Below are 15,528 nucleotides of genomic sequence, written 5' to 3'. Positions count from 1 at the left end.
TGATATCATTGATATATTGATGGATATCGTGAAATTGAATGTGTTTTAGTTGATAACAAAATATAATTTAAATTTTAAAAATATAAGGTTGGAATACTATGGGAGCAGCGTTAGTAGGTATTTTTTTTAGTAGTGATACAGGTAATACTGAAAAACTTGCTAAAATGATTCGAGCGCAGTTAGGACAAAGTATTGCAGATATTTTTGATATAGCGATGAGTTCTAAAGAAGATATAGAAAATTATGACAATTTATTGTTTGGAATTCCTACCTGGTATTATGGAGAGCCTCAATGCGATTGGGATGCTTTTTTACCCGCATTAAGAAATATCAATTTTTCTGGAAAAAAAGTTGCAATTTTTGGATGTGGAGATCAAGAAGATTATTCAGAATATTTTTGTGACGCAATGAGTATTTTATATGATATTATTTTAAAAAATGGAGCTGTTGTTATAGGATTGTGGCCCGCGACTGGTTATCATTTTGATACATCAAAAAGTTTAATTGAAACCGATAAGTTTGTAGGGTTAGCTATTGATGAAGATCGTCAACCCGAAATGACAGGGATTCGTGTACAGCATTGGGTTAATCAAATTCGCAATGAGATGAATATTAGTAATAAATAAAATAATGATATTGTCACACTGTGCATACGATTGTTATTGTTACAGATTAACTCTGAATTAAATAATGCGAGTACATACTCGCATTATTTAATTCTCTATACAATTAGAATCTATTTATGCTATAATTAATAAATAACAGGATTATTTAAACATGACTGTATAAAATAACTTGGAAATTTATTTATTTAGATTAGAATACTTAGATGTTTTTAAAGTTACTGTTCTATTAAGCACTAAGTAAGATTCTTTAGATCGATGTTTGTCTATAATAAAATATCCTTCTCGCTCGATTTGATAGGGGCCAGAATTATAGGATCGGATTATATTTTCTTCCACAACTCCTTTAGAAATTATTAAAGATTTAGGATTAATATTGGATAACAAATTATCTGTAATAGAAGGATTAGGATGAATAAATAATTTATCATACAAACGAAATTCAGCTGGTACGTTTCTTGTGGCTGATACCCAATGGATAACTCCGGTAATTTTTCTACCATCTGTTGGATTTTTATGTAAAGTATATGGATCATAATTACAATAAACACAAATGATATTCCCATCGTTGTCTTTTTCGGTGCTTATTGCTTTTATAACATAAGCGTACCTTAGTCGTATTTCCTTGCCTAAAGTTAATTTATAACGTTCATTATTATTTAATACTTCACAAAAATCAAAACGATCAATAAAAATTTTTTGACTAAAAACTACATAACGCACTCCCATATCAGAGTTATTAGGATGATTCGGCATTTCAATTTTTTCCTCATATCCTACAGGTAAATTATTAATAATAATTTTTATTGGGTTGATTACTGCCATAAGTCGTGGTGCATATTTGTTTAAATCTGCGCGAATACATGATTCTAAAAGTGACAATTTTATTTGACTTTCTTGTTTGCTAATACCAATGCGATGACAAAATTCACGAATTGATCTGGCTGTATATCCTCTGCGTCGTAATCCAGAAATAGTAGGCATACGAGGATCGTCCCATCCGTCAACTATATTGTTTGTGACTAATATATTAAGTTTACGTTTAGACGTGATTACGTATTCTAAATTAAGACGAGAAAATTCATATTGAGTAGGGTGTGTTTGTATATCAATATTGCTTAATATCCAATAATACAAAACGCGATTATCTTGAAACTCTAAAGTACATAAAGAGTGGGTAATCCCTTCTATCGCATCTGAAATACAATGACTAAAATCATATGTTGGATAAATACACCAATTTTCTCCAATACGATGATGTGGAGTATATTTAATACGATATAATACTGGATCCCGCATTACTATGGAAGAAGAGGCCATATTGATTTTAGCGCGCAAACAAGCGGCGCCTTCTGGAAAGTCTCCAGCTCGCATTTTATAAAAATAAATTAAATTTTCCTTAATACTACGAGATCGGTATGGACTATTTTTTCCGGGATTCGTTAATGTCCCGCGGTATTTTCTAATTTCATCTATAGACAATTCATCTACATACGCTAATCCCTTTTTAATCAATTTAATGGCATAATTATACAACTCTTCGACATAATCTGATGAATAATGCACATCTCCATGCCACATAAAACCTAGCCATCTAATATCATCCTTAATGGCTTCAACGTATTCTTTATGTTCTTTGTCTGGGTTGGTATCATCAAACCGTAAATTACATTGACCCTGATAGTATTGAGCAATACTAAAATTAAGACAAATAGCTTTAGCATGTCCAATATGTAAATACCCATTAGGCTCTGGAGGAAATCGTGTACGTACAATAGTATATTTTCTCGATTCTAAATCCTGATCAATAATATGGTGAATAAAATTAGGTCGATGATCTATGATCATATTCATTTGCTTATTCTTTTGTATAAATATATATTAATCGTCGTTAATATGTAGATATTATGCTATCCATTATTTCAGCAAGAAGGCTTTACTGTAATTATTGTGTAATAATATAAACAAATTTTAAAAACAATCATTTTATATTACAACTATAATATACAATTCCATAATATGTTAATAAATGCATCAAATAAAATTCAACAGCATACAATGCTATAGTAATTGTTATTTTAAATATGTATATATTATTCAGTAGTTAGTACGATAGGAATCAAAGTAATAATAAAAAAAATCTATTTTTATAATTAAAATATATTTTGTTTTTTATCAAATACATAGTATACAAATTATTTTCTTATATATAAATCACATGCAGTATATTATATGCTGACAGTCATAGCAATTACAATGCTATAGATATTTATTTTTTATAAGATTTAGAACATATATAAATTTTACTTTGTTGTTGTAAACCGCACCGTATCTGATACAATTTACTTATGTTAGTTGATTAATCATGTAATCAAATGGCTACAATATAGGTAAATAGATATAGGTGCTGATTAAATTCGGTTGTATAGCGCGAGCATAATCTAAATTATGTTAGAATGAAATATATAAGCAAATTTTGAAATAAAAATAAACACGTACGTTTTAGTAGCTAGAGAAAATAGCTGTCTGAAAAAACTATTTATATGTTGATACGTGTGTTATTTCATAGTTACCGGTTTGTGTAATGAAATGTTTTTCAAATTAAGGACGATTACTTCTCGTTGATTTGTTACTAATTTTAAATGGTACGTTATCAAATGTCTTATTGTTTAACTTTTAAAAATAACTTAAATCACATCTACCATTAAAAGTACATGTATCCATTTTCTGTTTTATTTAGTTCTTTTAAAACACTATATATAATAGAATGCTATAGACCAATTTTATTATTAACTCAATTAAACAAGGATCTACATGAGAGTTATATTTTTAGACACTTCTGACCATGTTGCTCAGTGGGTTGCGTATTACGTTGTGTGCCGTATTAATTCCTTTAATCCTACTGTTGATAATCCATTTATATTAGGCCTACCTGCAGGTAAAACCCCGATAAAAACTTATAAAAATATTATAGATATGTATCAATCTGGTCAAGTAAGTTTTAAACATGTAGTAATATTTACTATGGACGAATATCTTGGTTTGTCTCGTGAAAATCCCAAAAGTTATAATACTTTTATACATACAAATTTTATTGATTATATTGATATCTCTAAAGAAAATGTCTACGTTTTAAATGGAGATACTAATAATATCGAACATGAATGTAAACAATATGAAGAAAAAATCAAATTATATGGAGGTATTAATTTACTGATAGGAGGGGTTGGCAGTGATGGGCACCTTGCTTTCAATGAACCTGGTTCTTCCTTAACATCACGCACTAGAATTAAAAATTTAAGCAAAGAAACTCGCGCATCGAATGCTAAATTTTTTAACAATAATATTAATTCTGTCCCTAAATTTGCATTAACTATTGGGATTGCTACATTACTAGAATCACGGGAAATAATAATAATAGCAACTGGATTAGATAAAGCAGCAGCTGTACAGGCAGCAATTGAAGGTAGCGTTAATCACATGTGGACAATTAGTTGTTTGCAGTTACATTCTAAATCGATATTAGTATGTGATGATTTATCGACTATGGAATTAAAAATAAAAACAGTTAGATATTTTCAAGAATTAGAAATAAATAGTCAAACAATCATAGTGTAGTTTTTAAAAAATGTATGCTTTAATTAACAGCAAAATATATACTGGAAAAGAAATTCTCGATAATCACGCGCTTATAGTCTCCAAGGATATTATCAAAGCTATTTGCTTTACTAATGAGTTACCTAAAAATATAGACATATACGATCTATCAGGATTTTTATTAACACCTGGATTTATAGATTTACAAATTAATGGGTGCGGCGGCGTAAAATTCAATGATCATATCAATGAAATATCAATATGTACATTGAAGACCATGCAGGAAACTAACCAACTTTCAGGTTGTACCAGTTTTCTTCCAACATTGATCACTAGTAGCAATGCTTTAATGCAGCGAGCTGTTGAAGTTATGCGTGCCTTTTTATTTACAAATAAAAATCAGGCTTTAGGATTACATCTAGAAGGTCCATTTATAAATTCTGTAAAAAGAGGTATACACAATCCTATATTAATTCGTTTACCGACAGAAGAGATGATAAGTTATTTATGTGATAATAGTGACGTTATAAAAAAAATAACTCTTGCTCCTGAACAATTGGAGATGACATTTATTCAAAAATTACAAAAATCGGGAATCTGTATCTCAATCGGACATTCTAATGCTACTTACAAACAAACACGATTTAGTTTTTTGAATGGTATTACTTTTGGGACTCATTTGTTTAATGCCATGCCTCCATTAACTGCTCGTGAACCTGGTGTTATTGGAGCTATCTTTGATGCACCAGAAATATATTGCAGCGTTATAGCAGATGGGGTACATGTCCATTGGGCTAATATTAGATATGCTAAAAAAATTAAAGGTGATCGTTTAATTTTAATAACTGATGCTACTAATCCTGCAGGAGTTAATAAAATCATATCTAGTTTTATTTTTTCTAATAAAACTATATATCATAAAAATAATATATGCATGGATGGCAAAGGCGTACTTAGTGGATCTACTTTAACAATGATACAAGCAATAAAAAATACCGTTAAATACACCGGAATACCATTAGATGAAGCTGTACGTATGGCTACTCTATATCCAGCAAAAGCTATAGGAGTAGACCATTATTTAGGTAGTTTAGAGGTAAACAAAATTGCTAATCTAACTGTTTTTAATAAAGATTACCAAATAAAAAAAACCATTGTTAATGGAAGAATAATTAATACATCATTTTTATAATATAAAAATAATAAATGCATTAAATAAATAGTATTTATGAGTAAATATTTTATCGTATTATAATGCATACTTTTAACGTTATCTGCAATTTTAAATTTTTATTGCTGTAGATTATTTGTTATTCTACTGTATCTAAATAGAATGAAATGATTATGCACAACAATTTTCATAATATATGCTTTTACTACAATTATGTTCTTATTTTTTTGTTTATGATTAATCAGATTACGATTACATTGATATAATGTGCAATGTTATAAAGTAAATTTCATAATTTCTATATTTTTACAATAAAAACCACTATTACACAATAGTTGAGAATCTATATATTTAGATAAACGTAAAAGAAAGTTGACGGATATTTTATAATTACTGCATAATGTAACACCGAGTTTGTTGTGTTTAGATGCTTAACCGAGCGCATATAATATAAGACAATTAAAAAATATTGGCTACGTAGCTCAGTCGGTTAGAGCGCAGCACTCATAATGCTGAGGTCACAGGTTCAAGTCCCGTCGTAGCTATCCACACAATCAGATAGCACGCGGGAGTGGCGAAATAGGTAGACGCATCAGAATTAGGATCTGATACTGCGAAGTGTGCGAGTTCAAATCTCGCCTCCCGTATGTTGTAAATTCATATAAACAACATACACGTAATATAAAAAAAGGAAGTATAGTCAATATAAAGTGTATATGAATGAATAAATATATTTCATGATAATGGGGCATAGCCAAACGGTAAGGCAGCGGGTTTTGATCCCGCCATTCCCAGGTTCGAATCCTGGTGCCCCAGCAGATATAGAAATTAAATCATGAAAAGTTTAACAAAATATGAATAACTTCGTATTTAAAATTCAGTGTAATTGATGATTGGCAATTATTTTAAGATAAATAATTAACATATAAGATAACACTAAGCTTGTGCATTGATACGTAAATAATAATAATGTAAAAGTACTTGTTTAATATCAAAATGATTTAAATACCTAAGGCATATTTTAATATTTGTCTTTTTAAATAATAAGAACGCTCGACTGCCATAAATGCAACATTTCTCGCTATCTTTAATGGCAGGTGATCATTGTGAAAAATAACATATAACCAATCTATACATAATTGCATCAGAAAAGAATCATATTTACGGCTATTTTGATAGGATACCAGAATTTCTGAAACACTCGAATTTTCGTCAAAAACGCGTGAATTAATCAATAATTGTGATAAGCTCATAACATCACGAAGTCCTAAATTTATTCCTTGTCCCGCTAAAGGATGCAAGGAATGTGCAGCATCACCAACTAATGCTCCTCCTGGAGTCACATAGTTACGTGCACATTGACGAATCAATGGAACTACGGCTATATTATGTAATTTGATATTGCCTAGTTGTTTTTGAAAATTATTCTCAATTTCTTTTTCCAGAATTGCTGTAGGTAATCGTTGATACCTCTGAATACGTTCAGGGGTATCATACCACATTAAGGAACCCCAATGATTGTGTAAAGGTAAGAAACCTATGGGACCATAAGGAGTAAATACTTGCCAAATTGTTCCACGTTTACATTTTTCTGTTTTAATAGTGAGCAACATACAACATTGATGATATTTCCAACCAATTACTCCAATTCCTAATTTTTTTCGGATCTCAGAATAAATTCCATCAGCTCCTATTAGCAAACGACTAATAATTATGACACCATTATCAAGAATACTTCGCCAAGAAAAACCATCATAATGTGTGGAGATGAGCATAGATGGGCAGTATAGCGTTATTGTGTTAAAGTTTACAAAATTTTCCCAAAGTGCCGATTGTAAACGGTTATTTTCAATGCTACACCCCATTTTAGAGACACCTACAGATATAGCATGAAAAATTACTTTTGATGACGGCCACTCCCACGCCTCTAGATGGTGATATGGAGTACAAAAATCAGAAGGAATTTTTTTCCATACATTAATTTGTTTCAAGAATTTAATTGACGCATAATTAACAGCAGCAACTCGAATATGCGGTTTTTTTTTAATTGGAACGGGATGTTTATGATCTACTATAATTATTTTGATCCCAGACCGAGAAAGACTCAACGCTAAAGATGCGCCTATAATACCGGCGCCAAATATTAACACATCACAGAATAATTTATTCATAATATTTGATGATTTTAAAATAAGAGTTGTTCTATATACACACTTATTCTTAATGAATATGAAAATTTCTGAAAGTAAATATTAATTGTTTAAGTAATAGTATGTAACATATAAAAATGCATATTCTAATGAATATTAAAAAATTTACAGATTTAACTACAATCATATGTCCTTGACATATGATTGTATATGTTTTAACCTCAAATATATTATATATTATGTAATTATAAAAATAATTTGATTTAATTTTTATTCATTATTAATGTTTTTTATACATATCGATTCTTATACTATTATTCATTCTAAAATTGAAAGCATCTGTTTAAAAAATAGATACTTTTGAAACTTTAGCACTATAAATATGAGTCTGTTTGTTTTAAAAAATGATATTTAAATACATAATTGTTGATTTTTTAATTAAATACAATGGTGTTATAAACTATTTTTTCCGAGTAATTAGAGGTAATGTTTGAATTTAGAAACTAAAGAAATTAGATTACAACCAGTAAATAATAAACGCTTGATCAGTCTATGCGGACCTTTTGATGATAATTTAAAACAATTAGAGTCTCAATTGAATATTACCATTAATAGACGCGATAATTTTTTTAGATTAGTAGGAACATCATTATCTATTGATACCGCTGCTAATGTTTTGGTGTCTCTGTATTCAGATACAGAGACTGAATGCGGCACGATTCATGATATTAATCCAGAGCAAGTATATTTAACTATTAAACACATCCAGATATTAAAAAATCAATCAAAATACACAAAATCAGTGCATAATACTCGTATACAAATTGAAACAAAATATGGAATAATAAAACCTCGCACAGAAAATCAAGCACAATACATTTCTAATATTTTTAATCATGATATTACTTTTGGAATAGGACCTGCAGGAACTGGAAAAACATATCTGGCGATAGCTGCTGCAGTAGATTTATTAGAGCGTCAAAAAAATAAACATATTATTTTAACTCGTCCTGCGATTGAAGCTGGAGAAAAATTGGGGTTTTTACCAGGAGATCTTCATCAAAAATCCGATCCCTATGTACGCCCATTGTATGATGCTTTATTTAATATACTTGGGCATGAAAGAGTAGAACAATTAATACAAAAAAATGTAATAGAAGTGGCTCCATTAGCTTATATGCGCGGACGTACATTGAACGACTCTGTCATTATTCTTGATGAAGGGCAAAATACGACTATTACTCAAATGAAAATGTTTCTAACACGCACTGGCTTTCACTCTACAGTGATTGTTACTGGAGATATTACTCAAATTGATTTACCATCTAATCAGTCATCTGGATTAACACATGCTATTAAAGTATTACCCATAATTAAAGATATTAGCTTTAATTTTTTTACTAAAGAAGATTCAGTACGACATGCAATAGTCAGCCGCATAATAGATGCTTACGAAGAATGGAATAAAGATAAAAGCATTTTACATATACATCAAGATCAATATCAACATGGTTACAAATCAAAATTATAAATAAGATAAATAGCAGCGATAATAATATTATAATAAAAGGGATGAATTGATGAAAAATAATCAGGTGACTATTAATTTGCAATTAGCATGTAAAAATTTGCATGGATTACCCAATCGAAAAATGTTTCAATCATGGGTATATGGTATATTTTCTATATATAAAAAAAAAATAGAATTAACCGTTCGTATAGTAGATGTAAAAGAAATGTGTTATTTAAATTGGTATTATTTAAGAAAACATTATCCCACTAATGTTTTGTCGTTTCCTTTTACACCGCCATTAAGAATCAAATCACCATTACTTGGAGATATAGTACTTTGCCGCCAAGTTATAGAATATGAATCTAAACAAAGAAATGTACCTTCTAGATCACATTGGGCACATATGATGATTCATGGTTCATTGCATTTGTTAGGATATAATCATATCCTCGATGAGGATGCAACGTTAATGAAACGAATAGAAATAAGTATACTGCAGCAATGCGGATATCGAACGTGTTGTTATACTACATATAGACAATTCAAATCTTTATAAGATAGATATAATAAATAATATTATGAATAACAATAATTTGGAGGAGAATGTTAATTCTATTCGTAAAAAGAGTTTTTTTACTTTCATATTACATCATCTCTTTCATAGTAGCCCTAAAAATCGCAATGATTTATTAAATTTAATACGTGATTTTGAACAAAATTCTTTGATAGATTCAGACACTCGGGATATGTTAGAAGGAGTCATGGATATTGTTGAACAAAAAGTTAAAGATATTATGGTGCCTAGAGCGCAAATTATTTTTTTAAAAAATACTCAGTCTTGGGATGAACAACTCAATATTATTATAGAATCTGCTCATTCTAGATTCCCAGTATTACATGGCAGTCAAGATAAAATTAAAGGTGTTTTAATTGCTAAAGATTTATTGCCATTTATATTAAAAAAATCTCAATTATGCAGTATTGATAAAATTTTACGTCCAGCAATGGTAGTACCAGAACACAAAGGCGTAGATAGAATGCTGCAAGAATTTCGTCTGCAACGTTGTCATATGGCTATTGTAATAGATGAATTTGGAGGAATGTCTGGACTGATTACTATTGAAGACATATTAGAATTGATTGTTGGTGAAATTGAAGATGAATATGATAATAAAGATAGTTGTAATATTTGTCAAATAAACCAATACACTTTTATTGTTAATGCATTGACCCCTGTTATAGATTTTAATCAAATGTTTAATACTTGTTTTTATAATGAAGAAATAGATACTATTGGGGGTTTTATTATGCAATCCTTTGGGCATTTGCCTGAAAATGGAGAATCTATTAATATTTTAGGTTATAAATTTAAAGTTACACTTACAGATAGTCATCGTATTGTACAATTACTTGTACAAATTCCCAAAAACTCATTATATATACCCAAACAAAATAACCTGCAGACATGATTGCTGTCGTTACCACATATTATAAATATAAACAATATTTATGGTTTTTTATGGTGTTGTTGTTTGGAGCATTTGGTATTTTGGGATTTTCTCCATATAATTTTTGGCCAGCTAGTATTATTTCTTTAACTGTGTTATTGAAAACGATTTTAGATTCTACGTGGAAACAAGCTGCATGGTATACATTTTTTTGGGGTATTGGATTTTTTGGCAGCGGGCTGCAATGGATCTATGTAAGTATGGACCAATTTAGTAGAATGCATTGTTGTATCAATGTTTTACTAATCATTTTTTTAGTATTATACCTAATATTATATCCTGTATTATTTTCTGTGTTATTGGTAATAATTCAATCATACACAAGTATATGGTATGCGGTAAGTGTTTCTCCAATATTATGGTTAATTATTGAATATATTAGAGGACACATATTCACCGGTTTTCCATGGTTACAATTTGGGTATAGTCAAATTGATGGTCCTCTAAAAGGTATTGCCCCTATTTTTGGAGTAGAAGGTATTACGTTTACTCTTATTTTAATCAGTGGATTATTAGCCCTATCCATTAAAAAAGCACAATTATCATCAACTGTTGTATCTTTAGGAATGCTATTATTTTTATGGCCTTTAACATGGATACAATGGTATCGTTTGCAGCCACAACGTGCTGTTCATGTTTCTTTAGTGCAAGGTAATATTGATCAACATATAAAATGGAACTCTAATTATGTAGAAAAAATACTGCAGACATATATAGACCATACTTTACCCTTACTTGGAAAAACAAAAATAGTTATTTGGCCGGAATCGGCTATTCCAGGAAATGAAATAGATTACAATGAGATTTTAACATTATTAGATAAAAAATTCAGACAATACCAAACACATTTAATCACTGGAATTATTGGAGTACGTTACGTTAAAGACTGTTATCATTACTATAATACTGTTATAGTAATTGGAGAATCTAAACCCTATAAATATCCACATAACAATAGGTATGATAAACATCATTTAGTGTTATGTTCTGAAAGGTTTCTATTTCAAGGAATTTTTAAACCGCTGTTGAATTTTTTTAACGTACCTGTGCCTTTCATGCAAAAAGGCTGTTATTTGCAACCACAATTAACTGCGTCATGTATAAAAATGACTACCGCTGTTTGTTATGAAATAATTCTTGGTAAACAAATACGTGATAATTTTAAACCTGATACTGATTTTTTATTAACTGTCGCAAATAATGCATGGTTTGGTCATTCTATTGGACCATGGCAGTATTTTCAAATGGCTCGTATGCGTGCTTTAGAATTAGGAAGGCCTTTATTATGTAGCACGAATAATGGAATTACTGCAATTATTAATGCAGATGGTTCTCTACAAGCACAATTAACTCAATTTATCTCTGCAGTGCTGAGCGATGAAGTTATTCCAACTACAGGTTTGACGCCATATGCGAAATTTGGATCCTGGTTATTTTGGGGTATTGCTATATATGTTGTTCTAATTTTTAAATGTAAAAATTATACGTAATTTTAACAAAAACTGTTATCAAATCTTCAAAGTACTTATCGCTTCTAATTACATGGGAGTTTCAAAGTTACATGTCGTACTCATTTTATTAAGTGATAAACAAACGTTCCCTATAAAGTATACAAAAAAAATAATTAAGTATTATGAATTATGTATAATTATTATTATAATGCCTATTTTATTTTAATAAAAATAATTTCGTTTTAGCAGTATTGATATTTGTAATGAACTAAAATTTTTAATTACTAATTGATAATTTTCATTTAACCCGTTGAGTTTTTATGCGTAAATTATATTCTCCAAGCGAAATTGAAAACATTATTCAAAAATATTGGGATAAAAATAAAACGTTTTCAGTAATAGAAGATAATAATAAAGAAAAATATTATTGCTTATCTATGATTCCATATCCATCTGGAAATTTACATATGGGACATGTGCGTAATTACACAATTGGAGACGTGATCTCCCGATATCAACGTATGCTCGGAAAAAATGTACTACAACCTATAGGATGGGACGCTTTTGGATTGCCTGCAGAACATGCTGCAGTTACAAATAATACAGATCCAGGAATCTGGACGTTCTCTAATATTAGTTATATGAAAAACCAATTACAATCATTAGGTTTTGCTTATGACTGGAGTAGAGAACTGATAACTTGTAAGTCACAATATTATCGATGGGAACAGTGGTTTTTTACGGTATTATATAAAAAAGGTTTGGTATATAAAAAAACAGCATCAGTAAACTGGTGTCCATATCATACAACAGTTTTAGCTAATGAACAGGTTATTAATGATTGCTGTTGGCGTTGTCATACTCGTGTAAAACATAAAAAAATTCCACAATGGTTTCTAAAAATTACTAATTATGCAGATCAATTGTTATATGGGTTAGATCAATTAAAATATTGGCCTAAACAAGTAAAAATCATGCAACGAAATTGGATTGGGCGTTCAGAAGGTGTTAATGTTACTTTCGATATTGAAAATTCTAATGATACATTGATGATATATGTGACACGATTAGATATTTTTATGGGCATTACTTATTTAGTAGTATCGATAGATCATCCAATAGCATTACAAGTAGCAGAAATTGATGTAAATTTAGCTCATTTTATTGAAAAATACGATAAATATGATACTAAATTAAACAAAAACAACGTTTTTTATATTAAAAACGAGGGAATACCTACCAATATTTATGCTATACATCCGATCACTAATAGTAAATTGCCAATTTGGGTCTCTAATTCTGTAATACCTATGGAATCTGATGGAATAGGGGCGGCTATATCCGTCCCAGCTCATAATCAACAAGATTGGGAATTTGCTAATAAATATAATTTGCCAATAAAACCTGTTATAAAAAATCTAGACGAAATTACACCAAGTATTATGATGAAAGCAATGACTTCTGGCGGAATATTATTTAATTCTGGTGAATTTGATGGATTAAATTCTCAAATGGCATCTAGTACTATCGCTAAAGCGTTAATTACACGCGGTATAGCTCAATATAAAATAAATTATCGCCTAAAAGATTGGTGTGTTTCTCGTCAACGTTATTGGGGAGTCCCGGTTCCCATGGTAACATTAAAAAATGGTGCGATCAAGCCAGTACTTTTAGATCAATTACCAGTAATTCTTCCAAAAAATATATTAACTACACAGAGAAATAGCGATGAATATAGCGATAGTTCTTTAAAAATGTATTCTCACTGGATTCAAACTACTTATAAGGGGCAAACAGCTATTCGTGATACCGACACTTTTGATACTTTTATGGAATCTTCTTGGTATTATGCTCGTTATACTTGTCCTCATTATAATGAAGCTATGTTAAATACGCATGCTGCTAATTATTGGTTACCAATTGATCAATACATAGGTGGCATTGAACATGCCACCATGCATTTATTATATTTTCGTTTTTATCACAAATTAATGCGCGATGAAGGACTAGTGCTTTCCGATGAACCTGCAATACGTTTATTATGCCAGGGTATGGTATTAGCAGATTCTTTTTATTATTTATCTCCTAATAACCAACGTATATGGATAGATCCAACTGATGTTAAAGTAAAACGTGATAAAATAGGGAATATTATAAAAGCTATTGATAAAAACGGACACGATTTAATTTATGCCGGAATGTGTAAAATGTCAAAATCAAAAAATAATGGAATAGATCCCAATATAATTATTAAAAAATATGGTGCAGACGCAGTGCGTTTTTTCATAATGTTTGCTGCTCCAATCGAAGCGACATTAGAATGGAAAGAATCTGGCCTAGAAGGCGCCAAGCGTTTTCTCAGACGGATTTGGAACTTAATATATCGACACACCCAAGATGGACCCGTAGATGCATTATGTATTTTAATGCTTGATCGTACTCAAAAACTTATTCGATATAATATACATAAAACCATAGAAAAAGTTACTGATGATATTGATCGTAGGCAATCATTCAACACTGCTTTAGCCGCTATTATGAAATTAGTAAATAAATTACACAACGCTCCTAAAAAAAGTATGCAAGATAGAGCAGTGTTACAAGAGGCTTTGTTAGTGGTAGTGCGATTGTTATATCCATTTACTCCACATATTAGTTTTATTTTATGGAAAGCTTTAGGAGGCTCAGAAGATATTGATAATGTAACGTGGCCTACTGTAGATAGGCAGGCGATACAAAATGAAACAACGCTTGTTTTAGTTCAAATTAACGGAAAGATGCGACATAAAATTTTTGTGCCATTAAATAGTGATAAAAATGTGGTTTATCAACTGTTAGAAAAAGAGAGGACTTTAAATAAATACCTGATTGGAAAAAAAATAAGCAATATAATTTATATTCCAAATAAAGTAATCAATATCATCGTAAAATAAATGTTGGATATTATTTTTTATATAAAAAAAAATATTTTTTTAATGTTGGTAAGTGTTGTAACTATGATTATTTTTACAAGTTGTGGTTATCAATTATGTACAGATATAACGGAAAAAAAATTGCAAACAATTAACAATATAAAATCTATAATATTATGTAGTGATGACCCGTTTGGACCAATAACTCGATCTATAATGACTGAATTATATGCAAATCATATTAATATTTCTAACGATTTAAGTGATAATTTATTATGTAAACAAGAAATACAAATTCCTCTGTTAAAAATCGTCAATACTTCGGAAAAACACATAACCACATCCGTATTTCAGAACGGAAAAGAAGCTGGATATCAATTAATATTGTACATAAAAACTAATTTATTCGTGCCAAACAAAAATTGTTGTCCCATCAATGTTCGGGTATGTCGATCTTTTATAAGAAATCCTGAAAATGCTTTATTTAATGATACACAAGAAAAGAATATACGCAACGAAATGTATCGAGACGCAGCTCAACAATTAATATGCCAATTATTTCTAATATATGAAGATTTTTAACTAAGATATGTTATAAAATTA

11 protein-coding genes and 3 tRNA genes are annotated in these 15,528 nt (G+C 29.8%); 12 read left to right on the top strand and 2 right to left on the bottom strand.

The window, feature by feature from the left end:
• Positions 1 to 98 precede the first annotated feature (98 nt).
• Positions 99 to 626 (top strand): flavodoxin FldA, encoded by a 528-nt coding sequence (gene fldA / locus CBquer539_RS01670; protein ID WP_500836723.1) that lies wholly within the window; start codon positions 99 to 101, stop codon positions 624 to 626.
• Between the two features lie 177 nt (positions 627 to 803).
• On the opposite strand, the gene glnS is transcribed toward fldA, so the two are convergent.
• Entirely contained in the window at positions 804 to 2,477 is a 1,674-nt protein-coding gene (gene glnS / locus CBquer539_RS01665) for a glutamine--tRNA ligase (RefSeq protein WP_500836722.1), read from the bottom strand.
• A gap of 960 nt (positions 2,478 to 3,437) precedes the next feature.
• On the opposite strand from glnS, the gene nagB reads away from it, so the two are divergent.
• From nagB to CBquer539_RS01640, 5 genes are all read left to right on the top strand, one after another.
• Positions 3,438 to 4,241 (top strand): glucosamine-6-phosphate deaminase, encoded by an 804-nt coding sequence (gene nagB, locus CBquer539_RS01660; RefSeq protein ID WP_500836721.1) that lies wholly within the window; start codon positions 3,438 to 3,440, stop codon positions 4,239 to 4,241.
• Between the two features lie 10 nt (positions 4,242 to 4,251).
• The gene (gene nagA / locus CBquer539_RS01655) at positions 4,252 to 5,412 is read left to right on the top strand and encodes an N-acetylglucosamine-6-phosphate deacetylase (protein WP_500836720.1); all 1,161 of its coding nucleotides are present in this window, start codon (positions 4,252 to 4,254) and stop codon (positions 5,410 to 5,412) included.
• 450 nt (positions 5,413 to 5,862) lie between these two features.
• Positions 5,863 to 5,936, top strand: a tRNA-Met gene (locus CBquer539_RS01650).
• A gap of 20 nt (positions 5,937 to 5,956) precedes the next feature.
• Positions 5,957 to 6,038: transfer RNA gene (locus tag CBquer539_RS01645), tRNA-Leu, on the top strand.
• A gap of 97 nt (positions 6,039 to 6,135) precedes the next feature.
• Positions 6,136 to 6,207, top strand: a tRNA-Gln gene (locus tag CBquer539_RS01640).
• Positions 6,208 to 6,392: 185 nt separating this feature from the next.
• On the opposite strand, the gene CBquer539_RS01635 is transcribed toward CBquer539_RS01640, so the two are convergent.
• Positions 6,393 to 7,562: an FAD-dependent monooxygenase gene (locus CBquer539_RS01635; protein ID WP_500836719.1), complete on the bottom strand. Its 1,170-nt coding sequence runs from the start codon at positions 7,560 to 7,562 to the stop codon at positions 6,393 to 6,395.
• Positions 7,563 to 8,031: 469 nt separating this feature from the next.
• On the opposite strand from CBquer539_RS01635, the gene CBquer539_RS01630 reads away from it, so the two are divergent.
• The 6 genes from CBquer539_RS01630 (at position 8,032) to lptE (ending at position 15,507) form a co-directional block, all read left to right on the top strand.
• Positions 8,032 to 9,072 carry a PhoH family protein gene (locus CBquer539_RS01630; protein ID WP_500836718.1) on the top strand — a complete coding sequence of 347 codons (1,041 nt, stop codon included), beginning with the start codon at positions 8,032 to 8,034 and terminating at the stop codon, positions 9,070 to 9,072.
• 49 nt (positions 9,073 to 9,121) lie between these two features.
• Positions 9,122 to 9,610: an rRNA maturation RNase YbeY gene (gene ybeY / locus CBquer539_RS01625; RefSeq protein WP_500836717.1), complete on the top strand. Its 489-nt coding sequence runs from the start codon at positions 9,122 to 9,124 to the stop codon at positions 9,608 to 9,610.
• Positions 9,611 to 9,632: 22 nt separating this feature from the next.
• Complete coding sequence (gene corC, locus CBquer539_RS01620; protein WP_500836716.1) at positions 9,633 to 10,523, top strand: CNNM family magnesium/cobalt transport protein CorC; 891 nt, start codon at positions 9,633 to 9,635, stop codon at positions 10,521 to 10,523.
• Positions 10,520 to 12,052 carry an apolipoprotein N-acyltransferase gene (gene lnt, locus CBquer539_RS01615; protein WP_500836715.1) on the top strand — a complete coding sequence of 511 codons (1,533 nt, stop codon included), beginning with the start codon at positions 10,520 to 10,522 and terminating at the stop codon, positions 12,050 to 12,052. The genes corC and lnt overlap by 4 nt, the downstream gene beginning before the upstream one ends.
• Positions 12,053 to 12,333: 281 nt before the next feature.
• Positions 12,334 to 14,946 carry a leucine--tRNA ligase gene (leuS, locus tag CBquer539_RS01610; protein WP_500836714.1) on the top strand — a complete coding sequence of 871 codons (2,613 nt, stop codon included), beginning with the start codon at positions 12,334 to 12,336 and terminating at the stop codon, positions 14,944 to 14,946.
• 63 nt (positions 14,947 to 15,009) lie between these two features.
• Positions 15,010 to 15,507, top strand: coding sequence for an LPS assembly lipoprotein LptE (gene lptE / locus CBquer539_RS01605; RefSeq protein ID WP_500836713.1), 498 nt, complete (start codon positions 15,010 to 15,012; stop codon positions 15,505 to 15,507).
• The last annotated feature ends 21 nt before the right edge of the window (positions 15,508 to 15,528 follow it).

The sequence above is a fragment of the Blochmannia endosymbiont of Camponotus quercicola genome (assembly GCF_059935335.1).
Note: the sequence above shows the minus strand (reverse complement) of the source record. Positions and strands in the feature narration are given on the sequence as shown.